Source organism: Methylobacter tundripaludum SV96 (genome assembly GCF_000190755.2).
Taxonomy (GTDB): Bacteria; Pseudomonadota; Gammaproteobacteria; order Methylococcales; family Methylomonadaceae; genus Methylobacter_A; species Methylobacter_A tundripaludum.
The window spans coordinates 623,989-649,072 of record NZ_JH109152.1 but is presented as its reverse complement, the minus strand read 5'-3'; the positions used below and the strand labels follow the sequence as shown (position 1 = coordinate 649,072).

The following is a 25,084-nucleotide window of genomic DNA, read 5'->3' as shown; positions in this document are numbered from 1 at the left end:
TATGTACGATGCCGTACAGATACGTGGCGGAAATTCGCGCGATACTGTTTCAAACTTAACTTTATGGAGACTCATCATGACCTTTCCTACTGATCCAGCCGCTGACGAACTCGGGTGTGAACGACCCTTGTCAGGTATCTATCCCGAATCCATGCAGGCCAATGCAAGCGCTGTGTCGTGGAGCGCCATAGTGGCGGGTGCCGCGGCAACAGCAGCCCTGGCATTGATCCTTTTAATGTTGGGAACAGGTTTAGGTCTGTCCTCGGTGTCACCCTGGGCCTACAGCGGCGTAAGTGCAACCACCTTCGGCGTATCGTCCATACTGTGGCTGACCTTTACTCAACTCGTTGCTTCCGGAATGGGTGGCTACCTCGCCGGCAGACTGAGATCAAGGTGGGTTTCGGTGCATACGGACGAGGTCTACTTCCGCGACACCGCTCACGGTTTCCTGTCCTGGGCGGTCGCAGCACTTGCGACCGCCGCGCTACTCACTTCGGTGATTGGATCGATCGTCAGCGGTGGAATTCAGGCTGGGGGCGTCGCGGCTACTGCGGCGGTGGTCACGACGGGCAATACGGCGACGGTCGGGTCCGATATGACAAAGTACCACAATGGTGAACCGATGGGGTACTTCGTGGATTTGCTGTTCCGAAAGGACATCAACGCGGCCGCAACTGCCTCGGCTCCTGATGAAAGCGGCGCTATGCCAAGATATAATCTGGAAAATCTGGAACCGATCACTGCCGCATCCAGGTCCGAAGTTACCCGCATCTTCATGAACAGCATACGCACGGACCCTCTGCCCGCTGACGACACTAGGTATGTCGGTCGGATTGTCGCGCAGCGCACAGGCCTGACAGAGCTGGACGCAGAGAAGCGAGTGCTTGATACCTATGCCCGCATACAGACCAAACTACGTGAAGCGGAAACCGCGGCCAAGGAAGCTGCCGACTCCGCACGCAAAGCTTTTATCTATGCGTCGCTGTGGCTTTTCATCTCGTTGCTCATCGGTGCATTCGTCGCCAGCTTTGCGGCTACTTATGGCGGTCGGCAGCGTGACATGTAATTACTCATACAACTACCTTACTTAAGGAGACAAACAATGCGCTCAATACTTTTATACTTACTCGGTATCCCCATCCCCATCATTATTCTGATTGCGTTGTTCGTGCGCTAAACGCGCTCAGCATGCTGAGCGGTGCGACTCAGAACGGGTCGCACCGTACTTAGAATCTTATCTACGTTAAAGTCGGTGCGTTATAAGACGATAGCCTGATTTTTCCAACCCAACAGCCTTGATCGATTTGGCATAGCGGCGCTAATCATGAATAGGGGGCTGAAGGAATAGATCATTATTACAAGCCCATAGCCCCTGCCTTTATGTGCTCTACCGTACCGACTAAAGTTAGTTTTGCGGCTAAAGCGTTTTCCGGTCATGAAGGAGAAAACATGAGCCAACCAACCCGTGTCAGCCACCCGATTTACAGCCTTTTGCCTACTGAAGTTGAGGGATTCGATTCCCTGGCGGAGCTGGCACTGGATATGCGCTGGTCGTGGAGTCATGCCACCGACCAGGTATGGAAACAACTTGATCCGGAACTGTGGAAACTCACGCAGAATCCCTGGGTGGTTCTACAGACGGTATCTCGCGACCGGATAGAACGCGTGCTGGCCGATCCCGTTTTCCGAAAAATCGTTGACGACCTGGTGCAGACCAGACGGCAAACGATGGAAGCGCCGGCGTGGTTTCAGCAACATCATCCGCAGGCTCCGTTGACCTGCGTCGCCTATTTCAGCATGGAATTCATGTTGAGCGAAGCGCTGCCCATTTACTCAGGCGGACTCGGCAATGTGGCCGGCGATCAGCTCAAAGCCGCCAGCGATCTTGGCGTACCGGTGGTCGGCGTGGGACTGCTCTACCAACAAGGCTATTTTCGCCAAGTGATTGACAAGAACGGAGCGCAACAAGCCCTGTTTCCGTATAACGACCCCGGACAGTTGCCGATAACGCCGTTGCGCCAAGCCAACGGCGAATGGCTGCGCCTGGAAATCGCCTTGCCCGGTTACTCGGTCTGGCTACGCGTCTGGCAGGTCCTGGTCGGCAGAGTAAAACTTTACCTGCTGGACAGCAATGACGCGGCAAACTTCCCCGCTCATCGGGGGATTACCAGCGAACTGTATGGCGGCGGACCGGAGCTGCGCATCAAGCAGGAACTGCTGCTCGGGATTGGCGGTTGGCGGCTGTTGGAGGCGCTGGATATTCATCCTGAAGTCTGTCACCTGAACGAAGGCCATGCCGCCTTCGCGGTGTTGGAACGCGCCCGCAGTTTCATGAAAGAGACCGCGCTGTCCTTTCATGACGCTCTGGCCGTCACCCGGGCCGGAAACCTGTTCACCACCCACACGGCAGTGGCCGCCGGATTCGACCGATTCGCCCCGGCCCTGATCGAGCAATACCTTGGCCGTTATGCCAAAAATATCGGTCTGACAGTCCATGAGTTGCTGGCTCTAGGCCGCCGGAACCCGAACGACCCGTCGGAAAGTTTCAATATGGCCTATCTGGCAATCCGCGGCAGCGGGGCGGTAAACGGCGTAAGTCGTTTGCATGGCGAAGTCAGCCGACATCTCTTTGAACCGCTTTTTCCTGGCTGGCCGGTGAACGAAGTGCCTGTTGGACACGTAACCAACGGCGTGCACATGCCGACCTGGGACTCGGCTCCGGCCGATGATCTGTGGACGGAAGCCTGTGGCAAAGAGCGCTGGCTGAGGCCGACGGAAACCTTGGATCAAGACATCCGCCGTATTTCAGACGTCAGGCTCTGGCAATTTCGTGCCGATGCCGGCAAGTCCCTGGTTGAATATGCCCGCGAGCGATTATCCCGGCAACTGGCTGTCTCCGACGCGCCTCCCGAAGAGGTGGAGGAAGCGAAACATTTATTTAATCCCACCGCATTGACCCTGGGTTTTGCGCGCCGCTTTGCGGCCTACAAGAGGCCTAACCTGCTGCTGCACGACCCGGATCGACTGCTTCGTCTTTTATCCAATGCCGAGCGACCGGTTCAACTCATCCTTGCCGGCAAGGCTCATCCGGCAGACTTGGAGGGGCAGGCCCTGATCCAGCAATGGACTCATTTCATCCGACGTCCCGAGGCGCGCCCTCATGTGATCTTCCTCAGTGACTACGACATGCATTTGACCGAGCAGTTGGTGCAAGGCGTGGATGTCTGGATCAACACGCCAAGGCGGCCCTGGGAAGCGTGCGGAACCAGCGGCATGAAGGTGCTGGTCAATGGCGGACTCAATCTGTCGGAATTGGACGGCTGGTGGGCGGAAGCCTACTCGCCGGAAGTGGGCTGGGCGTTGGGGGACGGCCAGGAACACGACCACGATCCAGTCTGGGACGCGGTCGAAGCCGAGGCTCTCTACGACCTGCTTGAACACGAGGTAATCCCCGAGTTTTATACCGTCGATGAACGGGGCATTCCCACGGGCTGGGTGGCGCGAATGAGAGAAAGCATGGCGCAATTGACCCCGCATTTCTCCGGCAACCGCACCGTGCGTGAATACACCGAGCAACATTACCTCCCGGCTGCGACCGCTTATCAATTGCGCATTGCCAATAAAGGCGCAATCGGCATGCAAATAGTCGAATGGCAGCGGAGTTTGGAACTGAAATGGGCCGCGCTACGCTTCGGAGAAGTTAAGGTAGAGACTAACGATGAGCAACATGTATTTGAAGTTCAAGTATATCTCGATGATCTTAATCCAGAGGCAGTGCGAGTCGAACTTTATGCTAACGGCATTGATGATAACGCAGCCGATCGAGTGGATATGAAGCGCGTGCGGCAGTCGGCCGGTGCGTCGAACGGCTCCGTTTACAGCGCGGCAGTGTCAGTAACCCGTCCCGCAAACGATTATACGGCGCGAATAATACCGCACTGCGACGGTGTTGCGATCCCATTGGAAGCTGCCCACATCCTGTGGCAACGATGATCCATTCGTCGGAAGGGCGGGACAATAACCGGCATCCTGATGATCGTGCTGCTGGTCGTCGTTATCATCAGGCTGTCCAAAAAATCATTCAGTGCACCGCGCTGTTACCAAGTGAACTATTAACCGAGAGGTCATCTTATGTTACTGATGTTACGCAGCCTGCAGAATCTGAAGTTCTGCATAGGCTTGACGGGTTGCTTTAATAAAGAGCTTAGCTCGCAACGCAAAATGGTTCGTTTTGTGTTTTAACTTCAGGCATTCCAGCTTGAATACCGCGTAAATCGCCATAAACACATGATTGTTTTGCGTGGTAACCCTGCGGGTCGGCGACTTTGCCAATGCGGCATTGGATTTCAAGGATTTATGAAACACTTCAACTTTCCATCGTTTTTGATAGATTGTCGCGATCATGTCGCCGTTGCACGTCAAATCGCTGCAGACCAGATTCAACAACCCCGTGCTGCCGTCTTTGTTTGTAAAGACTTGCCGAACTAAAAGGACCTCATCTGCATACCCTTTTAGCCAGCCGCGCACGACCTGTTTATCCGATAATTCCAGAGTATCGATCCGTACAAAGCGACCTTGCTTCTTATCGGCTGCACTTAAAGCGACCAGACGGTTGTCTTTGAGCGCAGCGATAAAATGCTTTTTCTTTTTCACAATAAACTCAAAGTTTTCCACGGAAGCGAACCAGCTATCCATCAACACATAACGAAATTTCAAGGCGTTATTCACGCAGGTGGCTATCATGCACCGCATCAATTCGTTTTTGGTGACTTCACTGGCCCGCTTCACCTGTCGCGTTTTCACATCGCAAAATTGCAGCGGCTTTCGCACCAGCTCAAACGCAACCGGAATCGATACCTCACCGCTGTAATACAGGGCATTCAGCAAGTTGATTCCCCGTACCGAACGCCCGCTGCAATGATCGAAATGCCAGCACATCACCTCATTTTCGTCCGTCCAGGCCTTCTCCTGGATCGTGTCGTCGAAAATCAACACGCCATCTTCCCGCTCTATCTGGCGAACTGTCGATTTTACCTGGCGCCATAAGTCTCGAGACGTGTATTCGCGTTCTGACAGAAAACGCGTCACTCGGTCATGGCTCACATCTCCATCCACCATCGACGATAATCCCGTGGCTGTCGCCGCTCCAAACGTGCTTATCAAATAATCTGTGTATAACTCTAATTCTGCTTTTTTCATTCGCACAGAATAACCAAATTTAGGGATGACTGCGTAACATCAGTTATGTTATTTAAATTATCTACCGACAAAACCGTGAGTGCGGCTGCCGCTGCCTTGCAAGTCGCCGTCCAGGCCAATCACTTTGGCGTTATGCAGGTACATAACCTCAAAGAAACCATGACCAAAAAAGGCGTGGAATTCATCCCCGAATGCCTTATTCCGGGGAGTCGCTATTTTTGCGAAAGCTTTTATGGGCATCCTTGCCCAACAAGCGGCAAAAGCTACGCGACCGCTAATGCCTTCGGCTGCCCCAGCCATCCTGCTTCATTCGTTGGATACCCAGCAAGGGGTATCCAACATCATTCTCGCAATGACTCGACGCGATGTCGGAAAGCCTGCATTTTCACTACGCAAAAAGCACTTCGTGAAAACACATGCGCTATCGCTTCTGGGGACTACTCGACTCCTGTCTCGCAGCGTTTGAAGTGTGTCAGCCGCAACAGGCCAAGAAAGTTCTTGAGCAAGACATGAGCATCTCCACGGCCCTACCCTGCCGTATCAGCATTTACGAGGAGGAAGGTAAAACCGTTCTGGCGACATTGAAACCAACCACTCTTCTGGCAATGTTCAACGTGCCGCAGCTGGAAGTGGTGGCGCGAGATGTGGAAAACACCATTGTTAAAATCATGAAGGAGGCGGCATCAAGCTGATATAACGATTGAGCAGATCGGCGACTTGATCAATGTCGATTTTTCCACCTTGCTGGACATCCCCAAAGCCGACTGCATATAACCGGCAGCGAAGTCGCTGTGCATTGCTGCTTATGAGCAATTGAAGACAGAGGGAATCAATACGCGCGTGATCAGCATGCCGTCGAGGGAACTGTTCGAGAGCCAGGAATACCGCGACAGCGTGCTGCCGCCGGAGATAACCGCACGCGTCGCCTCGAAGCGGCATCCAGACAAAGCGTCTCGTTTGGCACCTCGGGTCATCGTGGTTCCGCATTTGAAAACAGTTTCAACGAATGTCATGCTCGAGGATAAGGAATTTTAGGCCCCCGTAACTCTATGCTCATTAGGATCTTTGAAACGTAGTGGGTCGGAAAACGGAGTTGCGTACGTCAGCGTACAGACAACATTCTGTGTGTAAAGGACAATTTCTTCTCAATCTGTAAGAGCGCTACGCGAGTCCGACCAGCAACTCTGGAAAGAGTAAGTACAAGACAGGAGACACCAACCATGACGAACTACCCGTATTTGATCATCGGCGGCGGAATGACCGCAGCCGCCGCGGTGGATGGCATCCGCGAAGTCGATTCAACCGGCGGCATCGGGCTGATCAGCGCGGAGCTCGACGCTCCGTATGACCGCCCTCCTCTGTCAAAGGCGCTTTGGAAGGGCAAGCCCATGGACGTCATCTGGCGCAAGACGGAGAACAAAGGCGTTAAGATTCACCTTGGCCGTGTTGCCAAAGAAATTTTTCCCCAGCAGAAACGTGTTGTGGACGACAAGGGAGACGTTTTCACCTATCAAAAACTCTTGTTGGCTACGGGCGGCAAGCCGCGACGCCTGCCGTTCGGCGACGACCATATCATCTACTTCCGCACCTTGCCGGACTACCGGCGTCTTCGCGCGCTCACCGAAACAGGGCGGCGGTTTGCCGTCATCGGCGGCGGGTTTATCGGTTCCGAGATCGCGGCGGCGCTGGCTATGAACGGGAAAGAAGTGGTGATGATTTTCCCCGGCAAAGCTATTGGCGATCGCGTCTTCCCGAGTCCTCTCGCTCAGTTTGTATCCAGCTTCTACCGGCAAAAAGGCGTTGAGATATTGGCAGGCGAAGAGATTGTCGGTTTGGAAACTCGCGGCAACCAACATGTTTTGAAAACGCGCACTAACCGGGAAATCGTGGTGGACGGCGTGGTGGCGGGAGTCGGCATCACGCCGAACGTTGAACTTGCCCAAACAATCGGGCTTGAGGTGGAAAACGGAATCGTCGTGGACGAGCTCCTGCATTCCAGCCTTCCCGACATCTATGCGGCAGGAGACGTTGCCGCATTCTACAACCCTGCGTTGGGAAAGCGCATCCGGGTCGAACACGAGGACAATGCCAATTGCATGGGACGATTGGCGGGGCGGAACATGGCCGGCAAGTCCGAGCCTTATCATCACCTGCCCTTCTTTTACTCCGATATGTTCGATTTGGGATACGAAGCCGTGGGTGAACTGGACTCGCGCTTGGAGACTTTTGCCGACTGGAAGCGCCCCAACGAGGAAGGCGTCATCTACTACTTACAGAACGATCGCGTGCGGGGCGTACTGCTGTGGAATGTGTGGGAACAAGTGGAAGCCGCTCGCCAATTGATTGCCGAGCCGGGTCCGTTCACTGCCCAGGACCTGAAAGGGCGGTTGCCGGCTAAGACCCCAATCCCGAAACCGGATGCATGAGACGGGATACGTTTGTGCTGGAACGCATATGACCTTTCCTCCTGGACCTCACGGTATGGATGTTGCGCCTCCGTCCAGACAACATCGCGGATCTCTTGGATGGGCAAACCTATCGCCGGGTGCTACCTGTTCCGAACGGCTTAACGGAGGAATAAAACATGCCAAAGGAAAACCCTTCACCGTTGGTAATGACGATAGGTCATTCCACGCACACGCTCGAGGAATTCATACGCCTGCTTCAGGCACACGGGGCAACGTGCGTAGTCGATGTTCGCACCCTGCCGTGTTCCCGGCACAATCCGCAGTTCAACAAAGCAACCTTGCAACGTTCGTTAAAGAAAGCCGGCTTAGAATATGTTCACATGCCTGGACTCGGCGGCCTGCGTCATGCAAAGAGCGATTCACTAAACGTGGGCTGGCACAACGCCTCTTTTCGAGGATTTGCTGATTACATGCAAACTCCCGAGTTTGCGCAGAACCTAGAAGAATTGATCAGCCGGGCAAACCAAGATCAAATCGTATTGATGTGCGCTGAAGCGGTGCCGTGGCGCTGTCATCGCTCACTCATCGCAGATGCCTTGTTGGTTCGTGGAATTCGCACCGAGGACATCATGAGCGCAACTCACCGTCAGGTTCATACTCTCACTGCGTTTGCCAACGTCCGGGACTCCTCGATCACATATCCATCCGAGGATTTTGGGAACACGCAAATGCAGCCTGCGACCAAACACGCCCGGCCGAAGTCCGTCACGAAAATCATGCCTAAAGAAGATTAAACCGTGAAAACAGATTCACTCACGCCGGATCTCGCATACGAACTGTCTTTCCGAGGCTTCGCCGCATGAGCAGCGAGTCTTTGATCAACGAGCAGAGGCTCGACCAGCTCCAGCGTGCCGCGTTCGGTTACTTCCTGCAAACCGTAAATCCGGCCAATGGATTGATCGCCGACAACTCGCGCGAGAATTCTCCGGCCAGCATTGCCGTCGTCGGGTTCGCCCTGTCGGCCTATCCGGTGGCGGTGGAACGCGGCTGGATGGCGCGGGCCGACGCCGTCGAACGCAGTCTTTCCGTGTTGCGTTTCTTTCGTGACAGCGATCAAAGCGGCAGCCCGGAAGCGACCGGCTTCAAGGGTTTCTACTATCACTTTCTCGACATGCGCACCGGCGCCCGCGTTTGGCGCTCGGAACTGTCGACGATCGACACCGCGCTACTGATTGCCGGCGCACTGACCGCAAGCATGTACTTCACCGCGAATACGCCAGAGGAAAACGAGCTGCGCGAACTCGTCGAGATGCTATACCTTCGCGTCGACTGGCGATGGTCGCAGGGCGGAGCGGCAACGATCAGACAAGGCTGGAAGCCGGAATGCGGATTCCTGCACTACGGGTGGGAGGGTTACAACGAGTCTATTGTCCTCTACGTCCTCGCGATGGGCTCGCCGACGCATCCGCTCAAGGACAACAGTTACGAGGCTTGGACGGCAACCTATCAATGGGAACATCTGTACGGCTACGATTACCTGTATGCGGGGCCGCTGTTCATGCACCAGTTCTCTCACGCCTGGATCGATTTTCGCGGCATTCGGGATCGCTTCATGCGCGAGAAGCGCTGCGACTATTTCGAGAACAGCCGACGGGCAATCGAGGTTCAGCGCGAGTACGCGCGACGCAACCCGAACAGGTTCGCCGGTTATGACGAAAACTGCTGGGGCCTGACGGCCTGCGATGGCCCGAGCAACCTGCTGCCCGAACTGGCCAACGAACGGCGGCGCTTGTTCGGCTATGCCGCGCGTGGCGTGCCGTACGGGCCCGATGACGGAACGCTCAGCGGATGGGCGGCGCTGGCATCGCTGCCGTTCGCGTCCGAGATCTCCTTATGCGCCATACGCAACATGCTGCAACGCTATCCAGAAATGCTGACCGCTCAGCAGTACAGCAGCAGTTTCAATCCGACTCTCGCCAATGCCGACAGTAGCGCCTGGGTTTCGGACGGCCACTTCGGGCTAGACCAGGGCATCGTGGTGATGATGGTCGAAAACTATCGCAGCCAACTGATCTGGCGGCTGATGCGGGACTGTCCCTATGTCCACGCCGGTTTACGGCGTGCCGGATTCCGCGGCGGCTGGCTTTAGCCGCTTCCTTTTTTCAAGGATCACAACCATGCAGCAGCGCAACGCCTTTTACTCGACAGCCCCACCGGACGCGCATGATCGCGAGCGACTGGAAAACGTGCATCCAACCGGATGGCGCAATCCGCAACCGGCAGGCCGGTACAACCTGGTGGTCGTCGGTGCAGGCACGGCGGGGCTGGTCGCGGCGCACGCCGCAGCGGCACTGGGCGCTAAGGTCGCACTGATCGAGCGCAACCTGCTCGGAGGCGACTGCCTGAATGTTGGCTGCGTGCCATCGAAAGCGATCATCCGCACGGCGCGGCTGTATGCCGAGATGCGTAATGCCGAGCAGTATGGTGCGCAAATCCCGGGCGATATCCGCATTGACTTTGCTGCCGTGATGGAGCGCATGCGCGGTATTCGCGCCCGTATCAGCCGCTCCGATTCGGTGCACCGACTGATTGCGGCCGGCGTGGATGTCTTCTTCGGCCAGGCGTATTTCACCGGAACCGATACGCTGGCCGTGGATGGCACGAAACTGCGCTTCAAAAAGGCACTTATCGCTACGGGCGCGCGGCCGAACACAACCTGTATTCCCGGCCTCGTCGAGATCGACTATCTGACTAACGAGAACATCTTCGACCTGACCGAGCTGCCGCGCCGCCTGCTGGTCATCGGCGGCGGCCCGCTCGGCTGCGAACTGGCCCAGGCGTTCTGCCGCTTCGGAGCACAGACTATTATTGCGCAGGAAAAGCCGTTGTTCCTGCCCAAGGAAGAGCGCGACGCCGCACAGCTCCTCTCGGATGCATTTGCCCGCGACGGCATCGAGGTGCGCCTGAACACCAAAGCCGTCAACATACGCGTGGAAGGCGGGCAAAAACTCGTTGATCTGGTCAGCGACGACTACAGCATCACGGTAGCGGTCGATGCCATTCTGGTCGGCACAGGCCGGGTACCGAATGTCGACAGCCTGAATCTTGAGGCCGCAGGCGTTGATTTCGACACTATCACAGGCATCCGGGTCGATGATTTCCTGTGCAGCAGCAACCGGCGCATCTATGCCGCCGGCGATGCCTGCCTGGAACACAAGTTCACCCATACCGCCGACGCGTCGGCGCGCATCGTGGTCCAGAATGCGCTGTTCCTCGGCCGTCAGCGTCTGAGCGCACTGACGATTCCGTGGTGCACCTACACCGATCCGGCAATCGCTCATGTCGGGCTTTATGTGCGGCAGGCGCGCGAGCGGGACATCCCGGTGAAGACTTTCACCATCCCGATGCACGACGTGGACCGCGCTATCGCCGACGACGAGGAGGTAGGCTTCGTGAAAATCCACGTCAAGGAGCGAACGGACCGGATACTCGGCGCGACAATCGTCGCCCGCCATGCGGGCGATATGATCAACGAGATCACGCTGGCGATGGTCGCGGGGATCGGGTTGCGCACCCTCGCCCACGTCATCCACGCCTATCCGACCCAGGCTGAAGCGATCAAGAAAGCGGCGGACGCCTACAACCGCACGCGCCTGACGCCGAGAATCCAATGGCTGCTGCGGCGCTGGCTGACATGGTGACCAACACAGCAGCCATGAGAGGTGTCGACACTGACGAACTAAAGTGGAGAGGTTTTCATGAAAATTACAGTTTAGGAATATGCGCAAAATAACTTGGGCATCTTATCGCCTCCCCCAACCCTCTTCCGAAGGGAGAGGGAGCAAGCTGTTGAAGTTATTTACTGATGTTTCGCAGTTATTCGAATTTCGACCGCTTTAACATTAAGGAGTCGCTAGCGCGACACTTGATTGAATCGGGTTGTCGCACCCGAAGGCGAGTTACTTTCTTTTGCTTCGCCTCGGCAACTGCTCCTGCGTTGCTCTACCTCCTGCATCCATGCAGTCGAAAAGAAAGTAACCAAAGAAAAGGCGACCCGGTTGCCGCTTATTTCCTGTGCTCCTCGCTTTTATCGAGGGTCAGCAGAAGGGGCTCCTGCCCCTCTGCTGACGCGCGGCATCCCTGCCGCGCCCCTAACGGGCTGTTCTCGATAAAGCTCCGGTGCTCGGCGCGGCAAACGGGAGAAATACCATCCGTGCGTAACATCAGTTATTTAGTACGCGTTCCTTAAAGTGCCCACACTTGCCGGTATGTGCTCTACCGTACCGACTACAGCAAACTTTGCAGCTAAAGTGTCTTTAAGGTTTCTGTCGAGTATTCGACGCGAGACCTGTAATCGGTTGCTAAAACAGCACCTGATCGTAAGTCGAATCATAGTCGGCTTGTTTTTTGTATTTTAAAGCTATCTCGGTAGACCGCCTGTCCTAAACCTGTCGAAGCTATCAAAGCGCTTCTTCAGCCTACTGAAATAGACACCAACTGGAGATTTAATCATGAAATACCTAATTAGAGTTTTTTCCGCATTTTTTTTGACCTTGACATTACTGTCTGCCGCGGGTTGCGCATCGACGGAAAAGCACGAGGGAACTGGCGAGTATGTTGATGACAGTGTTATCACCACCAAGGTTAAAACAGCCATATTGAATGAGCCTGGCTTAAGCTCCGCCGAGATCAATGTTGAAACCTTCAAGGGCGTAGTTCAATTGAGCGGCTTCGTGACTTCGCGTGCCGATATTAACAAAGCGATCGAAATTGCCCGTAACGTTAAAGGTGTGAATTCGGTCAAGAATGACATGCGTCTCAAATAAACCAGGAAACTATCATGGAAACTATAGACAAAGCAGCTGATCTGGCCAATGAGGCTTACGATAAGATCGCCAGTACGACCCATCAGGCCGTTGAAACACTGGGCGAAAAAGGCGAACAACTGATAAATGCCGAACAGCACTTAATGAAGAATTGTCGCGGTTATGTCCGCGATAATCCCATAACGTCTGTACTTATCACGGCGGCGGTCAGCTTTGTTCTGGGCCGTCTATCGAGCCGATGCTAGGCCAACCGTTAAACGTTATAAATCTTGACTCCGTAACTGGCATGCGGCTCAAACTAGAGAGGTAACCATCGTGGAAACAATAGACAACGCTTCACATTCTGCACATGAGGCTGTCGATAAGATCGCCAATGCAGCCAATCAGGCCGCCGAAGCGATTGGCGAAAAAGAAGCGCAACTAAAAAATGTCGAACAGCAATTGATGGAAAATTGTCGCGGCTATGTCCGCGACAACCCCGTTACATCACTAGGCATTGCCATAGCAGGCGGCTTTCTGCTGAGCCGCCTGTTAAGCGGCTGTCCGTCCGACCGTAAATGACCATAAACCCGAATGACAAACGGCTCAAAACAGAGAGGAAACCATCATGGAAACTATAGACAAAGCATCCCATTCCGCACATGAAGTTGTCGATAAGATAGCCAGTGCAACCAGTCAAGCCGCTGAAGCAATGGGTGAAAAAGGCGATCAACTGAAAAGTGCCGAGCAACGAATGATGAACCAGTGCCGCGGTTATGTTCACGACAATCCAATAACGTCGCTGGGTATCGCAGTAGCGGCAGGCTTTCTGCTGAGCCGACTGCTAAGCGGCCGTTAGAACGGGCAAGCATCATGGCTCCGAACGCCGCAAATGATGAAGCTCCCGGACAATCTGCAACGCGCGGCGACTCGGTAAAAGGTTCGGGTGTGCTCGAAGATGCCCAGTCGTTATGGCAGGAGCTGCGTGAGCTAAGCCATGATCGCTTCCGGCTCGCCGCGCTGGAAACGCAGCGGGCGGGCGATAGTTTGGTGTCCATGATCATGGCGGGAGTGATGGTTGCCGTTTTGCTAATCGGCGCGTGGTTGGGACTTCTGGCCGCAGCCGTGCTGTGGCTGGTCGAGCATGGCGTCGTGGCGAGTAGCGCCATACTGCTTGCCGTCGTTTTCAATTTGTTACTCTCGTTGATTCTCTGTGCTGTGATACGCCGCAAAAGTCGTTACCTGCAATTTCCGGCCACCCTCCGCACTCTTCGGCCCAGGCCTCCAGAGCGCCGCGACCAGGAGAAATCATGATGCCCAAGTCCCTGACAGCTCAAATCAATGCTGCCGAACGGCAGGTGTTGAATCGTCAACAGGAGGTCGGCATCCGCACAACGACATTGGTTCGGAAGATACACCAACAGATGATCGCTCCGGCAACTTTGCTGCTGGCCGGCGGCATCGGATTTATTATCGGCGAACTCACCAAGCGTCAAACCTCCAAAAAACGCCCAGGCACTGTCGACAAGCCGCAGGCTACCGAAAGCTCACCGTTGAGGATCGCGCTGAATCTCATAACCTCGGCTCGAACTTTATACACGGCCTTGCCTCTAGTCTGGATGATGAAGTCCTACCGTCAACCGGACGCCTCGGGTCAAACTCCGGCACCTTATTCCCAGCCAATGGCGACTCCCAGTGCAGTACATAGCCGCCGAAGGTCACGGTATAGCTGATTGTGATTATCATGATAGTTTATTCTTGGCTGATGCCATTTTGGAACGCAAAAAAAACGGCGGGCACAAAAGCCAGCCGCGACCTTTTTTGTTCGCGCTCAGGACGAGTCGATGATTGGCGTCGGCATTCATCCCAACGATATTCTGGTCGTCGATCGCTCCATTGAACCGCTGCCGGGAAAAATCCTCATTTGCGCCTTAAACGGCGAACTGACCGTAAAACGTTTGGATCGTTACAACGACCAGTGGCAACTCAAAGCGGAAAACCCGAACTACGCTGAGTTGTGCTGCCGATCCCCTGAATCGGTCAGCGGAAGTTTATTCGGCCAGTTATCTACATGTCATCAAGATAGATAAAAAGTTTTTAACAGTTTGAATTTAAACCACTTGAAAAAAATCATTGCCATCCCCAGATGGGCACCTGGAAAAATTAGTTTTTCCTAAACACGAAACTGTATTAGATAATTTGATTATTGATGGTGAATAAAATGAAAAAAATAACACTGATTTGCTCAAGTTTATTGTTGGCAACAAGCTCTGCCGTTTTTGCAGTTGAAAATCATGGAAAGGCCGCACTTGAACGTGCGAATGCGGCGGCTAAAACAAGTGATGCAAAAGAAATTGTGAAGCAGGCAAGTGCGGCATTAGAACATAGCCTGGCATCAGCTATAGTACTTAAAGGCGCTCCACTAAAACACATGGAATCTGCTTCCAACCATCTGGAAGAAGCTATTAATGCGGGTAATTTGGGTCAAGCAGATCAAGCTAAAACACATCTTAACGCGGCAATAACCGAAATCCAGGGAGCTAATTCATAAAGTAAATTTAATAGAGGTATATTGAATTTAACGGAAGCCGGTTTTATACCGGCTTCTTTGTATTTAACAGAATGCTATCTCGAGCGTGTTGTTTTTGCAGCGGCGGGTTGACTGAAATCGTCAGTGCGTAGATTGGGCTGACGCAAGGAAGCCCAACTGATCGGAGCCGAATAGTGTTGGGCTTCGTACCTCAGCCCAACGATCTCAATACGCTAACTGCTCCAGCGTAATACCCAAGGCATCGGCGGCTTTTTGCAGTGTGGCTTTGCGTGGACGCTTGGCGGCCTCAATCTGCGCGTAACCTGCTTGGCTAATACCCATGCGTCCGCCATGTCGGTTTGAGTCAGCATCATATATTCACGCCAAGCTTGCAGCATACTGACCTCATCCATAATGCGCTTACCAACGACAGCGTTCGGAATCACACCGGGAGGCGCAGCGCCGGGCAGTTTAACAAAATCGGACTGTTTAACCATCACGCTGCCGTTAATTCAACCCGTCGACCGGCACGGGTGGCCAACGTGACCAGCATGTCCAGGCTAAACTTATCCCATTTGCCGCGTACCAAATCAGAAACGCGCGATTGCCCGATGCCTAAATGCTCGGCTGCCTGAATTTGCGTCCAGCCGCGTTCAGCAATCGTTTCGCGCAAACGAGCCATCAACTCGGCGCGCATTGTCAACAGTGTGGCCTCTTCCGGCGTAAAGCCCAGATCGGCAAACACATTGCCGGATGATTCAATCACAGGTTCTTTATCCATCAGCGTTCCCCCAGTTGTTTATAACGACGCGCGGCCAGCTCAATATCTTCATGCCGCGTTTTTTGTGTTTTCTTATGAAAAGCGTGCAACACGTAAACCGCGTCATCGAACTTGGCGACATAAACGACCCGCCACTCGCCCAGCGCATGAATGCGAATCTCATACACGCCGGAGCCGACCGCCGGCAACGGCTTAAAGTCGGACGGCATGCCCCCGCGCTGTACGGCATCCAGTTCAAACCCCGCTTCGCGCCGGGCTTCAATAGGGAAATTTTTAAGGTCGTCCAGGCTGGAGCCGATAAAACGCAGTCTTTTCATAAGGAAAATAATATCAAAATAGTTAGATAATTATCAAGTTATTTTGATAATGCACCGCCAATCCAGTCATGTCGGGTACGTAGTGCGCACCCTACCAACACTTGATTTATTGGTGTTATGGCACATCTGTGAGTTTTACAGACGCTTAATCTCTTCACGGATAAATTTCCCGGTGCTAATCTTTGGGTCGACATCTTGCACACAAGAAATATAGGGCCGTAGGATGTGCTGACGACTGCATGGACGCAGGAGGTAGAGCAACGCAGGAGCGGTTGCCGAGGCACGAAGCGCATCAATCGCGAACGGATGCCGCCACCCAAGGCAGCCGCGCTATCATCGCCACCGCCAATCGCTTGCTAAAGGAAATATTCAAAGCGGGCTACGGCTACCATAAATGCGGCGTGCAATTCAGCCACATTCAGCCGGAATCATCGCCCGGCCAGCTGGAATTGTTCGATTTTGCCGATACAGGCTTGCCTATCGAGAACCGCCAATTAATGAAAGCTATCGACCCAATCAACCGGCGCTTTCCGAAGGCGATTTCAGTCGCGGCAACCGGTTTTGATAAGACTTGGAAGTCGAGAACGGAACGGATGTCGCAGAGTTATACGACAAGCTGGAATGAGTTGGTGTGGGTTAAATAAATGCGGCGGTAGGCTGATTGTTTGTAAGGCGGTTTCGCGTAGCAAACCGCCACATACGTACAACGCCGATGACAGCCTGCCGTCATGTTGGTGGATTGCTTGCGCGAAACCGGCTTACAGCTTTGTAATGGCCGACGCTAACCGTTAAAATTAGGCTTAATTGGCCTGGGCGAATGCCTTCTTATTCGTTTAGGTTTTTGTTTATTAAATTTAAAGAGCTCTTAAATGAGAATATTCGCTGTTTTGTTGTTGCTTGTAATTGCAAGCGTATCTAATGCTGGACCTGTTGATACAAACCCCACCGTTCCCTCCTCAGACCTGGTTCATAAGGAAAAGGCTGATAAAGAAGCAAAATTAAAAGATACGGGGCGGATTGTTAAGGAACTAGCATATTCATCAACACTCGATAAAAAACAAGTTAGTACGTGGTGCCAGAGGCGTATACCTGAAGTTATCGATTCTTTTTCCTCAGGCCCCAACAAGTTGATCAGCATCGGGGAATGTACATGCAAAACACTCGGTACCGTATCGATGGAGCAACAGTATGAGTGTGAATTCCCATACTCGTACAGTGATGGTTCGCAATTAACTGAAAACACCCAGAAACCGGCTCAACCACAAAAAAAGCGAGAGAAAAATGCATCCGTAGTTTCACAAGATCTTGTGCCGACAAGTAAAAAGAAGATTGGGATTATTGGCGACGAGCAGAAAAAATTAGACGCCGAAAAAAAGACGCAACTTGCTGCTGAAAAAGCTCAAAAAGAAAAAGAAATAGCTGAAGGCGAGGAAAGGCAAAAACTCGAAGAAAAGAGACAAGCTGGCTTTAATGATTCTCAGAAGAGGCATAGTTGTAAGCACATCGTAACAGCTACTGGAAATGCGGACACAGAAGCTGATGCTAGGGCTCAAATACAGTTGGAATCTTCTGGAAAAACGGGCGTAACTGGGGTCGGTGACCCTTATACGGTGGTCAGTAGTACCATAATCTGTAAAAAACAGGCTACGAAAATCAACCCGGAATACAAGTGTATCGGCAAGCAAGTAAATAATGTCAGAAGCATCGGTGAATGTGGATTAAGCGCCGATTCGCAAGGGTCTTCCAAATCGGCGAAATAGCCTTATTTGTGGGTGGTTTCGAGTAGCAAACCGCCTTACAGCTTTTAGTGGCTAAGTTTTGTAAGCCTGTCAGGGGATTGCCTAACCCGTAGGGCGGTTTCGCGTAGCAAACCGCCACATGCGCACAACGCTGATGACAGCCTGTCGTAGTTTGGTGGATTGCCTAACGGCGAATCCACCTTACAGCTTTAAATGAAAGCGGCAGAATCTTCTATTGTCAGGCAACGAAACGCAGTTGCCCGACCACACGACTGACCCCATCCATAATGTGCTTACCAACGACGGCATTGGGGATCATGCCGGAACTACGCAGCATGTTCTTTAAGCCATTCTTCCAATGCCTCGTTCATGCGTGTTTGCCAGCCCTTACCCGTGGAACGGAAAGCCTCTAACACACTATTATCAACACACAATGCAATCTTGGTTTTATCTGAACCAGCCGGACGCCCACGGCTTCGCGCTAACGCAATACCTGCACGTAATTCTTCCTCAGTCGCTGGGCGATCATCTTCATCAACACCGTCCCAAACGTAATACCCGCCGGGTGGTGGCGTTTTCATCGCTTCAAGAATTTGCTCACGACTCATTGACGTTGTTTTCGAGCCACTCATAATACATCTCCGATTCTAGTTGGCTTGCAGGCCGAAAGCTGACGACCCGACCCGCACCGTATTGTTGCGATCCAAATGAACCAAGGATAAAACCGCCAGCCGATTCATCACATACGAAAAAGACTGTAGGCGCTGCTCGCCATTTCTCTCGACCATTAAATCCAAACGATAACGCGATTTGAACACTTCCCCGGCACTTCGGCAAAGTCCAATCCATGCTTTTGCAGGTTGGCTTGCCGTTTGGTTTCGTCCCAGATGAGTTCCTTTTTCATGCTAATAACTGTATATACGTTTATTTAGTGCGTCAAATCTTCTCTCCGCCCAAACTGCTCATAAAATGCGCCTCAGATCGGGGCCGAATAGTGCTGGGTTTCGTACCTCAGCCCAACGCAATCAAGACGCCAACTGCTCCAGCGTAATGCCCAAGGCATCGGCGGCTTTTTGCAGTGTGGCTTTGCGTGGACGCGTGGCGGCCTCAATCTGCGCGTAACCTGCTTGGCTAATCCCCATGCGTTCTGCCATGTCGGTTTGAGTCAGCATCAAGTATTCACGCCAAGCTTGCAGCATACTGACCCCATCCATGACGCGCTTACCAACGACAGCGTTCGGAATCATGCCGGGGCGGACAACGCCGGGCAGTTTTACGAAATCGGCATAGGGCAGCACTACAAACGCCGGTTTGCCGTCGTCGCCTAGAATGGTTTGGTAGTTAGTCAATGCGCTCATCGCGTTTTTTCACCTCTTCAATGTCAATAATACGCACGTCGCCGTCGAACTCGAAAACACCCGGAAATCACCTACCCGCAGGCGGTAACTGTAGGCATGGTTAGTCAGCTTTTTAACGCCCTGTCAATTAGGGAAATCAGCCAATACCTGCGCTTCGGTATAAAAATCCGCTGGCGCATGGCGATTTCCTTGATCGTTTAAAGCTGCTTAAGGGTTTTGGGGTTTCCAGCTGATCGTGTTTATAAGTCAAATTATAAGTATTTTATAAGACTTGACAAAGATAAGAGGGGAAGGATTAAAGTTGTAGTCCCGTAGGGAGGTTTCGCGTAGCAAACTGCCACATACGCACAACGTCGATGACAGCCTGTCGTAGTGTGGTGGATTGCCTAACGGCGAATCCACCTTACAGCTTTGAATGTAATGAAACCCAGCGGATTTCGCATCAAATCTGGGTTTCGCGATGCTCTACCCAGCCTACCGCGCTGACATCGAAATTGTCGAGCAACAAAACGCAGTTGCCCGACCTACCAGGCTAATTTGCTACATGGCTAGTGGCGAATCCACCTTATAGCTTTCCATTTTTGTGCCGTATGTGTCTAAATAGGCTTTTTCTAGCCCGCTATCAAGCATATCTAACACCGTCTCGAATCTAACGATCCACTCATAATTTTCTTGAATATCAGCTTTAGCAATTAAATGGTGTCTTAATTGCTCCTTATTTTTGTCAGTTTTCATGAGAAAAGGCTGTAGCTTACCTTCCACATCAATTGAATATTCACTAAACCAATTAGGATGCTCTTCATGTGCATCTATTATCCACTCATGCGGGAACAAACCTTCCAGAGAAAACCCGGTATGCAAACTAATAAAATTTATATTGGCCTGAAAAGGAACTTCCTTATTACCAAAGTATTGCTGAAGTGCTCGTCTCGTTTTGTCTCCAGCAGTGTCGCCATCAAGAACAGTTATGACTGGGCGCTCTTTATATATGAACTCATAGGTAGCTTTCATAAATCCTTCTATCCCAGAAACACCAGAAAAATCAAGAAACTCAGCCGCCCTAACATGAACCCAGGAATATTTTCCATCTTCCTGTGACTTAACTTTACCTAAAAACCATTGAAATATTTCTCTGTCCGACTTTCCCTCTACAAAAACATTTAATAACCCTAAGTTATAGTAATCACTAAACCTCACACCAAGGGCACTACGTATAGAAGATGTAGCTCCAACATAAGTATCATATTTAATTACTTTCGTCGTATTATTATCGAGCATAGTACCAATTATTTTTTTGGGGTCTTGACTGACGAACCCAAGCGAATGAGTTGTTGTAACTAATAAAGCCTCCATACTAATTTCATTAAGCATTTTATGGCATGATTCGGCTAACTGAGGATGCAAATATGATTCTGGCTCTTCTATTAGCCAAATAGGACTTTTATCATGACGCTTTTCCTCTTTAGTGATCCACAGGAAGGATGCAAGTATCGCGGACGCTTGGATACCCATTCCTTTCCTATTTATAGTGGTTTTATTTGGGTCTGAAAGTTGAAATTCAAATTGATGCAATAGTTCTTCTAAAGAACCGTTAGGTAAATAAAAGTGAGATTTAATATTCGGAAGCCCAGCAACTGCAAGCTGTTTATCCAAATGTGATGAAATCAAACGTAGACTTTCATTTATTGCTTGAAGTTTATCTTCTAATACACGGGATACTGCACGCTTAATAAATGGCAATAACAGAGAATTATACAAATCATTAATACTTTTTGAAGAAGGCACATAGTGACAAACGAAAGTATCTAGCAAGGTGTTGACTGCAATCATTTGTTTCCTTGAGAACTGGGCTTGAAAATCCTTTTTCATTTTTTCATTAGAAAAAAATCGGTATATTGGTTTTCCAGATTTCGCAAATGACAAATATAACGCAAAAGTATTCGTAGGTTCTTTTTCTGCCTCTAGCATCTCTACTAATTCATCATAAAGAACAAAGAATTCATTATCTTTACTACTCCTATCTCCTGAGAAAGTAGCTATCAGACTTGTTTGTCCATTACCAACACCAAAAGTTAAATCATCCTTAATGTCATAATCAAGTTTGTTTTCGTAGCCAGTAAACACCATTTCGATTGCTTTAAGAATATTAGTTTTGCCACTACTGTTGGGGCCAACAATGGTGATACCGTGACCAAGTTCTATTTCCTGTTCGCCCTCAATAGTTCTAAAATTCTTTATTCTAATCGCTTCAAATTTCATTCTTAATTCTCGATCCTGTGTAAACTAACAAATTGTTTATCAAGTACTTATAGTTCATGGAATAAGCCGCTTAGATTAGTTTAGCTACTAGCCGTAACCCAACCAAGCAAACACCTCAATTGACAAACTAAAAAATTACAACTAACCCAATCACGCTCTCGCAAAAACGGGAGTCGGGTTTCGCATCCCGTATGGTCAAGGCGTAGCAGCTATGCGCCGAAAGGTTCATGGCTTTTTTTATGCCCTTACAGTTATGGTGGGTGGTGTATTGAGGAGCCGAGAGGCTCGCCGGATCCTTGCCCCGGTATCTCAACCCGATACATCATCCGCCGCCCTGAGTTTGAGATCTCCGGTCGGTGGTTATACAACCACAGTCAAGTAGTCACCCATGAACAATATTAACCTGACTAGTCGCCAATGCGCCGCTACGCTACCAAATCTCTGCCCGTCTGTTTCAAATCCGCTACCAACGCGCTAAGCGTGTATTGCCTGCCCAGCTGTTGCCACCAGCTATAACTCGGGAGGTGTAATATGGATTTAAAAACCTTAGCCAATCCGTTCCAGTTCGCCTAGCTGGATATCCGCACCGCCACCGACGAACACAGCGAAGTCTGGTTCTGCGCTAAAAACGTTTGCGAGGCGCTTGATATTGTCTGGTCAGGCGCATCAGCAACCCTCGAAAACATGCCGGAAAACTGGTTTATGGTGATAAATCTCATCACCATAAAAGGCGAACAAGATGCCTATTTCATCAACGAAGCCGGTCTTTATCACCTGATCTTTCGCTCTAATAAACCCAAAGCCAAAGACTTCGCCAACTGGGTTTGTGAAACCGTCCTGCCCGAGATCCGCAAAACCGGATTCTTCGGCACCATCGGCATCAAAAATCGAAGCAGTATATCAAGGCAAATTGACAGCATATCCTTACAAATCGTAAATAATAAGAATGCATTCAGAAGAAAATTGCTACAAGACCCGTTGCGCCGACTCTGCAACATCGTCAACCAGCCGATTCCGCCGGACGATTGGATAGCAAAGGACTGCAACCAGGTAGACCTGTTCGATGATTCGCAAGCCAAGCTTACGCAATAAGGAGAGGACGATGACAGAAGAACAAGAACAACTCACCGAAGCATTAAACGGTGCAGCCCAAGGCATCAGCGCCGCTGTAGATCAACAGACCATCACGGCCACACAAATCTACTGCCTACTCAACACTCTGATCAAAGATCTGGCCGCACCCCTCCACTAACCCACCAACAGCCGGGCTCTAGCCCCCCCCACCGCCACGCAGCAAATCCCAGACAAGCCCGCCCCCGCCAAAAATCACTCCTCCTCACCCGCGCGGTTTTTGCAGAAAAAATTTTAAGTGAAATACATTTTGAAACAGAAGTTGGTGCTGAAGTAGCGAAACTGTTAAGCGTGGGTGCTTAAAATCTGAAATTAAAAATGGCGAGTATTGGATTGATCCGGCGATTAATGCCGCCAACTGACAGACAATCAATGATTTATAATTTTTATTTCATTTATAAATCGTTGCTTTATGTGGAATTAACGGCGGGTAAATAACCCGCCGTTCTTTGTGATACCGAAAAAACGATGGTCGTTTATTGCGCGGCTTTCAGATGTGTTAGAGCTTCTTCGGCGGCCTTCTTTGCTGCTTCGGGATGCTTCATCTTGCCGTGATCGATAGCATCATTCAAGCTCTTGATGCCGGCATCCAAGTGTTCATCGGCAGTTTTCGCATGGGTCTTCGCTGCTTCCGCATGTTCGGCAATAGTCTTTCCATCATCAGCTTTGGCCGCAGCCTCTGCGTGCTTAAGCGCTTGCTCCATGTGACTTTCTACTGCATAAGCGCCAAACGAACAGAAGGTCAAAAGGATAGCCGCCAATAAGCCGGTGTGTTTCATGTTAGTCAGTTTCATATTCAATTTCCTATAAAAGTTTAAGAGTATCCCGATGCTACCGGGCAGCAGGCCAGTGCCTGCGCAGCTCAATAATTCCGGTGTTATTTATTGTCCTTAATGTCCTTTTTTAGATCGCCATAGCCCGCCTGGGCCTTGCCGAGATTCTTTTGGACATTGCCTTCTATCTCCATACCTTTGTCGTCCAGTACCTTGCCGGTGATTTCCTTGACTTTGCCTTTGCCTTCTTCGACGCGGCCTTTTACCTGATCTTCGTTCACGTTGGTCTTAATTTTGCTTTCTTCGGCATAAGCGCCAAACGAACAGAAGGTCAAAAAGACAGCTGTCAATAAGCCGGTGCTTTTCATGTTAGTCAGTTTCATATTCATTTCCTGTAAAAAAGCGGTTCGTGAGCGTCCCGCTAAGACTGTACAGTTGAACCGGCTTGTCCGGACTCAACTGCACAGCTCTCAGTAGCGCTTGTTTTAGTCGTCCTCAAGTTCATCCTTGACGTCTTCCTTGAGATTGCCAAGGCCTGCGCGGGCCTTGCCAACGTTCTTTTGGACTTTTCCTTCTATCTCCATACCTTTGTCGTCCAGTACCTTACCGGCGACTTCCTTGACTTTACCTTTGACTTCTTCGACTTTGCCTTTTACTTGATCTTTGTTCATGAGTGTCTCCTGATAATTAAGTTAACCATGACCACATTGCCATGCCCAAAGCGGGGAATGATGTTTTCCCATCGCTTGTAGAAAACAATACACGTAAACCAGAATGTGTTCGGTGCGGCAGCGAACATAGCGCTTTTGTTCGGCAACGCTCAATGGCTATTAAAATTTCATGGCGCTGCTTTATTGTTCGCATAACGCCAACCGCAGCTTCTATCTATCGGTTGTGCTGAATTCAGCACAACCGGGGCTAGAACTCTTATGTTCGATACCGTACCGACGATGTTTTATGCATTAGATAGACTGGGTACGGGTTTGTGAAATGTCACAAAGAACCTGAGTCAGTCTCGAAACTTATCGAGAAACCGGTCATTTTTAAAAGTTGGAGTACGCAATATGAAATCATTTATCCCCATCGTAGCCGTGTCGTTTCTGAGTGCGACGCTCGTGAGTACTACCTATGCGGCTGACGTCCCTGAGAAACAAAAGGAGTTAGTCGAAAGACAACAGGAGGTTAAAGAAGCACAGAAAGAACTTAAACAGGAGACCCGCAAGGAATCGCTCGAGACTACCCATGAAGTCAATAAAGAGATGCTACAGGTGAGCCGGGCCAGCAAAATTAACGGTACCAATGTAAAAAACACGAAAGGAGAAAACCTGGGCGGCATCAAGGATCTGGTGATTGATCCCGAGAGCGGTCACGTAGTCTATGCAGTGGTTTCCTTCGGCGGCATTTTGGGCCTGGGGAACAAGCTTTTTGCCATTCCATGGTCAGTGCTGCATTGGACTCGCGATAAAGAATATTACGTCCTTGATCTGGATAAGGAGACATTAAAAAACGCGCCAGGGTTTGATAAGAAACATTGGCCGGACAGTTCAAATAAATGGGATCTACAGCGCGAAGAGATCAATCAGTTTTATCACATCAACCCATAACAGGATACAAAAGGGGCAGACTCTGAGGTCAGAGTTGCGGCTTTAAAAGCTGCCCCCCTTCCTGTCTAAAAGCAAATATTAAGATTAGAGATTAAACAAGCTGTTCGCTTAATTCATATTTTGACGGGCACGTTTACAAGAGGAAGCATTCCCTGTACCCGATATAATAATACTGACTTA

General features: G+C 51.1%; 32 protein-coding genes and 1 pseudogene. 22 read left to right on the top strand and 11 right to left on the bottom strand.

Features of this window, described 5'->3' with window-relative positions:
* The first annotated feature begins 76 nt into the window (after nucleotides 1–76).
* Nucleotides 77–1,066, top strand: coding sequence for a hypothetical protein (locus METTU_RS02975; protein WP_006889805.1), 990 nt, complete (start codon nucleotides 77–79; stop codon nucleotides 1,064–1,066).
* 383 nt (nucleotides 1,067–1,449) lie between these two features.
* The gene (glgP, locus tag METTU_RS02970) at nucleotides 1,450–3,993 is read left to right on the top strand and encodes an alpha-glucan family phosphorylase (protein ID WP_006889804.1); all 2,544 of its coding nucleotides are present in this window, start codon (nucleotides 1,450–1,452) and stop codon (nucleotides 3,991–3,993) included.
* A 150-nt stretch (nucleotides 3,994–4,143) separates the two neighbouring features.
* Here the strand turns inward: glgP and METTU_RS02965 are convergent, their stop codons facing one another.
* A complete protein-coding gene (locus METTU_RS02965; RefSeq protein WP_006889803.1) occupies nucleotides 4,144–5,199 on the bottom strand; it encodes an IS701 family transposase in 1,056 nt (351 codons plus the stop codon).
* 45 nt (nucleotides 5,200–5,244) lie between these two features.
* On the opposite strand from METTU_RS02965, the gene METTU_RS25120 reads away from it, so the two are divergent.
* The 15 genes and pseudogenes from METTU_RS25120 (at nucleotide 5,245) to smbP (METTU_RS02890) (ending at nucleotide 14,963) form a co-directional block, all read left to right on the top strand.
* Nucleotides 5,245–5,712, top strand: a complete 468-nt coding sequence (locus tag METTU_RS25120; RefSeq protein WP_081466863.1) for a DUF302 domain-containing protein — start codon at nucleotides 5,245–5,247, stop codon at nucleotides 5,710–5,712.
* A complete protein-coding gene (locus tag METTU_RS02955; RefSeq protein ID WP_254257808.1) occupies nucleotides 5,616–5,891 on the top strand; it encodes a DUF302 domain-containing protein in 276 nt (91 codons plus the stop codon). The genes METTU_RS25120 and METTU_RS02955 overlap by 97 nt, the downstream gene beginning before the upstream one ends.
* 121 nt (nucleotides 5,892–6,012) lie before the next feature.
* Nucleotides 6,013–6,234 carry a transketolase-like TK C-terminal-containing protein gene (locus tag METTU_RS23950; RefSeq protein ID WP_081466862.1) on the top strand — a complete coding sequence of 74 codons (222 nt, stop codon included), beginning with the start codon at nucleotides 6,013–6,015 and terminating at the stop codon, nucleotides 6,232–6,234.
* Nucleotides 6,235–6,419: 185 nt separating this feature from the next.
* Nucleotides 6,420–7,625: an NAD(P)/FAD-dependent oxidoreductase gene (locus tag METTU_RS02945; protein ID WP_006889802.1), complete on the top strand. Its 1,206-nt coding sequence runs from the start codon at nucleotides 6,420–6,422 to the stop codon at nucleotides 7,623–7,625.
* 158 nt (nucleotides 7,626–7,783) lie between these two features.
* Entirely contained in the window at nucleotides 7,784–8,401 is a 618-nt protein-coding gene (locus METTU_RS02940; protein WP_006889801.1) for a DUF488 domain-containing protein, read from the top strand.
* 65 nt (nucleotides 8,402–8,466) lie between these two features.
* Entirely contained in the window at nucleotides 8,467–9,756 is a 1,290-nt protein-coding gene (locus tag METTU_RS02935; RefSeq protein ID WP_006889800.1) for a glucoamylase family protein, read from the top strand.
* Nucleotides 9,707–11,308, top strand: coding sequence for a mercuric reductase (locus tag METTU_RS02930; RefSeq protein ID WP_217182768.1), 1,602 nt, complete (start codon nucleotides 9,707–9,709; stop codon nucleotides 11,306–11,308). The genes METTU_RS02935 and METTU_RS02930 overlap by 50 nt, the downstream gene beginning before the upstream one ends.
* An 810-nt stretch (nucleotides 11,309–12,118) precedes the next feature.
* On the top strand, nucleotides 12,119–12,433 hold the full coding sequence (locus tag METTU_RS02925; protein WP_006889798.1) for a BON domain-containing protein: 315 nt from the start codon (nucleotides 12,119–12,121) through the stop codon (nucleotides 12,431–12,433).
* Nucleotides 12,434–12,447: 14 nt separating this feature from the next.
* Nucleotides 12,448–12,678 (top strand): ElaB/YgaM/YqjD family protein, encoded by a 231-nt coding sequence (locus METTU_RS02920; RefSeq protein ID WP_006889797.1) that lies wholly within the window; start codon nucleotides 12,448–12,450, stop codon nucleotides 12,676–12,678.
* A gap of 70 nt (nucleotides 12,679–12,748) precedes the next feature.
* Nucleotides 12,749–12,994 (top strand): DUF883 C-terminal domain-containing protein, encoded by a 246-nt coding sequence (locus tag METTU_RS02915; RefSeq protein ID WP_006889796.1) that lies wholly within the window; start codon nucleotides 12,749–12,751, stop codon nucleotides 12,992–12,994.
* A gap of 46 nt (nucleotides 12,995–13,040) precedes the next feature.
* On the top strand, nucleotides 13,041–13,271 hold the full coding sequence (locus METTU_RS02910; RefSeq protein WP_006889795.1) for an ElaB/YgaM/YqjD family protein: 231 nt from the start codon (nucleotides 13,041–13,043) through the stop codon (nucleotides 13,269–13,271).
* Between the two features lie 14 nt (nucleotides 13,272–13,285).
* A complete protein-coding gene (locus METTU_RS02905) occupies nucleotides 13,286–13,726 on the top strand; it encodes a phage holin family protein (protein ID WP_006889794.1) in 441 nt (146 codons plus the stop codon).
* Nucleotides 13,723–14,145, top strand: a complete 423-nt coding sequence (locus tag METTU_RS02900) for a hypothetical protein (RefSeq protein ID WP_006889793.1) — start codon at nucleotides 13,723–13,725, stop codon at nucleotides 14,143–14,145. Before METTU_RS02905 ends, METTU_RS02900 begins: the two co-directional genes overlap by 4 nt.
* 78 nt (nucleotides 14,146–14,223) lie before the next feature.
* A pseudogene (locus METTU_RS02895) lies at nucleotides 14,224–14,502 on the top strand (LexA family protein); the annotation flags it as partial.
* A gap of 131 nt (nucleotides 14,503–14,633) precedes the next feature.
* Nucleotides 14,634–14,963, top strand: coding sequence for a small metal-binding protein SmbP (gene smbP, locus METTU_RS02890; RefSeq protein WP_040579939.1), 330 nt, complete (start codon nucleotides 14,634–14,636; stop codon nucleotides 14,961–14,963).
* Between the two features lie 204 nt (nucleotides 14,964–15,167).
* On the opposite strand, the gene METTU_RS24250 is transcribed toward smbP (METTU_RS02890), so the two are convergent.
* The 3 genes from METTU_RS24250 to METTU_RS02875 all read right to left on the bottom strand — a co-directional run bounded on the left by METTU_RS24250 (nucleotide 15,168) and on the right by METTU_RS02875 (nucleotide 16,040).
* Entirely contained in the window at nucleotides 15,168–15,284 is a 117-nt protein-coding gene (locus tag METTU_RS24250) for a helix-turn-helix domain-containing protein (protein ID WP_254257807.1), read from the bottom strand.
* A gap of 154 nt (nucleotides 15,285–15,438) precedes the next feature.
* Entirely contained in the window at nucleotides 15,439–15,723 is a 285-nt protein-coding gene (locus METTU_RS02880; protein ID WP_006889790.1) for a helix-turn-helix domain-containing protein, read from the bottom strand.
* Entirely contained in the window at nucleotides 15,723–16,040 is a 318-nt protein-coding gene (locus METTU_RS02875) for a type II toxin-antitoxin system RelE/ParE family toxin (RefSeq protein WP_006889789.1), read from the bottom strand. The genes METTU_RS02880 and METTU_RS02875 overlap by 1 nt, the downstream gene beginning before the upstream one ends.
* A 239-nt stretch (nucleotides 16,041–16,279) precedes the next feature.
* On the opposite strand from METTU_RS02875, the gene METTU_RS02870 reads away from it, so the two are divergent.
* The gene (locus METTU_RS02870) at nucleotides 16,280–16,684 is read left to right on the top strand and encodes a DUF4113 domain-containing protein (protein ID WP_040579572.1); all 405 of its coding nucleotides are present in this window, start codon (nucleotides 16,280–16,282) and stop codon (nucleotides 16,682–16,684) included.
* A 225-nt stretch (nucleotides 16,685–16,909) separates the two neighbouring features.
* Nucleotides 16,910–17,800 carry a hypothetical protein gene (locus METTU_RS02865; protein ID WP_006889788.1) on the top strand — a complete coding sequence of 297 codons (891 nt, stop codon included), beginning with the start codon at nucleotides 16,910–16,912 and terminating at the stop codon, nucleotides 17,798–17,800.
* Nucleotides 17,801–18,105: 305 nt separating this feature from the next.
* On the opposite strand, the gene METTU_RS02860 is transcribed toward METTU_RS02865, so the two are convergent.
* The 4 genes from METTU_RS02860 to METTU_RS02845 all read right to left on the bottom strand — a co-directional run bounded on the left by METTU_RS02860 (nucleotide 18,106) and on the right by METTU_RS02845 (nucleotide 21,396).
* Complete coding sequence (locus tag METTU_RS02860; RefSeq protein WP_006889787.1) at nucleotides 18,106–18,411, bottom strand: BrnA antitoxin family protein; 306 nt, start codon at nucleotides 18,409–18,411, stop codon at nucleotides 18,106–18,108.
* Between the two features lie 15 nt (nucleotides 18,412–18,426).
* Nucleotides 18,427–18,567 (bottom strand): hypothetical protein, encoded by a 141-nt coding sequence (locus tag METTU_RS23945; RefSeq protein WP_217182766.1) that lies wholly within the window; start codon nucleotides 18,565–18,567, stop codon nucleotides 18,427–18,429.
* Nucleotides 18,568–18,804: 237 nt separating this feature from the next.
* Nucleotides 18,805–19,137, bottom strand: a complete 333-nt coding sequence (locus METTU_RS02850; protein ID WP_006889786.1) for a helix-turn-helix domain-containing protein — start codon at nucleotides 19,135–19,137, stop codon at nucleotides 18,805–18,807.
* 540 nt (nucleotides 19,138–19,677) lie between these two features.
* On the bottom strand, nucleotides 19,678–21,396 hold the full coding sequence (locus METTU_RS02845) for an ATP-dependent nuclease (protein WP_006889785.1): 1,719 nt from the start codon (nucleotides 21,394–21,396) through the stop codon (nucleotides 19,678–19,680).
* Between the two features lie 573 nt (nucleotides 21,397–21,969).
* On the opposite strand from METTU_RS02845, the gene METTU_RS21535 reads away from it, so the two are divergent.
* Nucleotides 21,970–22,488 (top strand): BRO-N domain-containing protein, encoded by a 519-nt coding sequence (locus METTU_RS21535; protein WP_081466860.1) that lies wholly within the window; start codon nucleotides 21,970–21,972, stop codon nucleotides 22,486–22,488.
* A 10-nt stretch (nucleotides 22,489–22,498) separates the two neighbouring features.
* The gene (locus METTU_RS23500; protein ID WP_006889784.1) at nucleotides 22,499–22,648 is read left to right on the top strand and encodes a hypothetical protein; all 150 of its coding nucleotides are present in this window, start codon (nucleotides 22,499–22,501) and stop codon (nucleotides 22,646–22,648) included.
* A 355-nt stretch (nucleotides 22,649–23,003) separates the two neighbouring features.
* Here the strand turns inward: METTU_RS23500 and smbP (METTU_RS02835) are convergent, their stop codons facing one another.
* From smbP (METTU_RS02835) to METTU_RS02825, 3 genes are all read right to left on the bottom strand, one after another.
* Nucleotides 23,004–23,321, bottom strand: a complete 318-nt coding sequence (gene smbP, locus METTU_RS02835) for a small metal-binding protein SmbP (protein ID WP_006889783.1) — start codon at nucleotides 23,319–23,321, stop codon at nucleotides 23,004–23,006.
* A gap of 83 nt (nucleotides 23,322–23,404) precedes the next feature.
* Nucleotides 23,405–23,683 carry a CsbD family protein gene (locus METTU_RS24245; RefSeq protein WP_006889782.1) on the bottom strand — a complete coding sequence of 93 codons (279 nt, stop codon included), beginning with the start codon at nucleotides 23,681–23,683 and terminating at the stop codon, nucleotides 23,405–23,407.
* Nucleotides 23,684–23,785: 102 nt separating this feature from the next.
* Nucleotides 23,786–23,971, bottom strand: a complete 186-nt coding sequence (locus tag METTU_RS02825) for a CsbD family protein (protein ID WP_006889781.1) — start codon at nucleotides 23,969–23,971, stop codon at nucleotides 23,786–23,788.
* A gap of 393 nt (nucleotides 23,972–24,364) precedes the next feature.
* On the opposite strand from METTU_RS02825, the gene METTU_RS02820 reads away from it, so the two are divergent.
* Nucleotides 24,365–24,904 (top strand): PRC-barrel domain-containing protein, encoded by a 540-nt coding sequence (locus METTU_RS02820; protein ID WP_006889780.1) that lies wholly within the window; start codon nucleotides 24,365–24,367, stop codon nucleotides 24,902–24,904.
* The last annotated feature ends 180 nt before the right edge of the window (nucleotides 24,905–25,084 follow it).

Bases quoted from the DNA above. Each gene is read 5' to 3' on its own strand.
- METTU_RS02975 (WP_006889805.1), top strand. From the start codon at position 77: ATGACCTTTCCTACTGATCCAGCCGCTGACGAACTCGGGTGTGAACGA.
- glgP (WP_006889804.1), top strand. From the start codon at position 1,450: ATGAGCCAACCAACCCGTGTCAGCCACCCGATTTACAGCCTTTTGCCT.
- METTU_RS02965 (WP_006889803.1), bottom strand. From the start codon at position 5,199: ATGAAAAAAGCAGAATTAGAGTTATACACAGATTATTTGATAAGCACG.
- METTU_RS25120 (WP_081466863.1), top strand. From the start codon at position 5,245: ATGTTATTTAAATTATCTACCGACAAAACCGTGAGTGCGGCTGCCGCT.
- METTU_RS02955 (WP_254257808.1), top strand. From the start codon at position 5,616: ATGCGCTATCGCTTCTGGGGACTACTCGACTCCTGTCTCGCAGCGTTT.
- METTU_RS02945 (WP_006889802.1), top strand. From the start codon at position 6,420: ATGACGAACTACCCGTATTTGATCATCGGCGGCGGAATGACCGCAGCC.
- METTU_RS02940 (WP_006889801.1), top strand. From the start codon at position 7,784: ATGCCAAAGGAAAACCCTTCACCGTTGGTAATGACGATAGGTCATTCC.
- METTU_RS02935 (WP_006889800.1), top strand. From the start codon at position 8,467: ATGAGCAGCGAGTCTTTGATCAACGAGCAGAGGCTCGACCAGCTCCAG.
- METTU_RS02930 (WP_217182768.1), top strand. From the start codon at position 9,707: ATGTCCACGCCGGTTTACGGCGTGCCGGATTCCGCGGCGGCTGGCTTT.
- METTU_RS02925 (WP_006889798.1), top strand. From the start codon at position 12,119: ATGAAATACCTAATTAGAGTTTTTTCCGCATTTTTTTTGACCTTGACA.
- METTU_RS02920 (WP_006889797.1), top strand. From the start codon at position 12,448: ATGGAAACTATAGACAAAGCAGCTGATCTGGCCAATGAGGCTTACGAT.
- METTU_RS02910 (WP_006889795.1), top strand. From the start codon at position 13,041: ATGGAAACTATAGACAAAGCATCCCATTCCGCACATGAAGTTGTCGAT.
- METTU_RS02905 (WP_006889794.1), top strand. From the start codon at position 13,286: ATGGCTCCGAACGCCGCAAATGATGAAGCTCCCGGACAATCTGCAACG.
- METTU_RS02900 (WP_006889793.1), top strand. From the start codon at position 13,723: ATGATGCCCAAGTCCCTGACAGCTCAAATCAATGCTGCCGAACGGCAG.
- smbP (WP_040579939.1), top strand. From the start codon at position 14,634: ATGAAAAAAATAACACTGATTTGCTCAAGTTTATTGTTGGCAACAAGC.
- METTU_RS24250 (WP_254257807.1), bottom strand. From the start codon at position 15,284: ATGGGTATTAGCCAAGCAGGTTACGCGCAGATTGAGGCCGCCAAGCGT.
- METTU_RS02880 (WP_006889790.1), bottom strand. From the start codon at position 15,723: ATGGATAAAGAACCTGTGATTGAATCATCCGGCAATGTGTTTGCCGAT.
- METTU_RS02875 (WP_006889789.1), bottom strand. From the start codon at position 16,040: ATGAAAAGACTGCGTTTTATCGGCTCCAGCCTGGACGACCTTAAAAAT.
- METTU_RS02870 (WP_040579572.1), top strand. From the start codon at position 16,280: ATGGACGCAGGAGGTAGAGCAACGCAGGAGCGGTTGCCGAGGCACGAA.
- METTU_RS02865 (WP_006889788.1), top strand. From the start codon at position 16,910: ATGAGAATATTCGCTGTTTTGTTGTTGCTTGTAATTGCAAGCGTATCT.
- METTU_RS02860 (WP_006889787.1), bottom strand. From the start codon at position 18,411: ATGAGTGGCTCGAAAACAACGTCAATGAGTCGTGAGCAAATTCTTGAA.
- METTU_RS23945 (WP_217182766.1), bottom strand. From the start codon at position 18,567: ATGGTCGAGAGAAATGGCGAGCAGCGCCTACAGTCTTTTTCGTATGTG.
- METTU_RS02850 (WP_006889786.1), bottom strand. From the start codon at position 19,137: ATGAGCGCATTGACTAACTACCAAACCATTCTAGGCGACGACGGCAAA.
- METTU_RS02845 (WP_006889785.1), bottom strand. From the start codon at position 21,396: ATGAAATTTGAAGCGATTAGAATAAAGAATTTTAGAACTATTGAGGGC.
- METTU_RS23500 (WP_006889784.1), top strand. From the start codon at position 22,499: ATGACAGAAGAACAAGAACAACTCACCGAAGCATTAAACGGTGCAGCC.
- smbP (WP_006889783.1), bottom strand. From the start codon at position 23,321: ATGAAACTGACTAACATGAAACACACCGGCTTATTGGCGGCTATCCTT.
- METTU_RS24245 (WP_006889782.1), bottom strand. From the start codon at position 23,683: ATGAAACTGACTAACATGAAAAGCACCGGCTTATTGACAGCTGTCTTT.
- METTU_RS02825 (WP_006889781.1), bottom strand. From the start codon at position 23,971: ATGAACAAAGATCAAGTAAAAGGCAAAGTCGAAGAAGTCAAAGGTAAA.
- METTU_RS02820 (WP_006889780.1), top strand. From the start codon at position 24,365: ATGAAATCATTTATCCCCATCGTAGCCGTGTCGTTTCTGAGTGCGACG.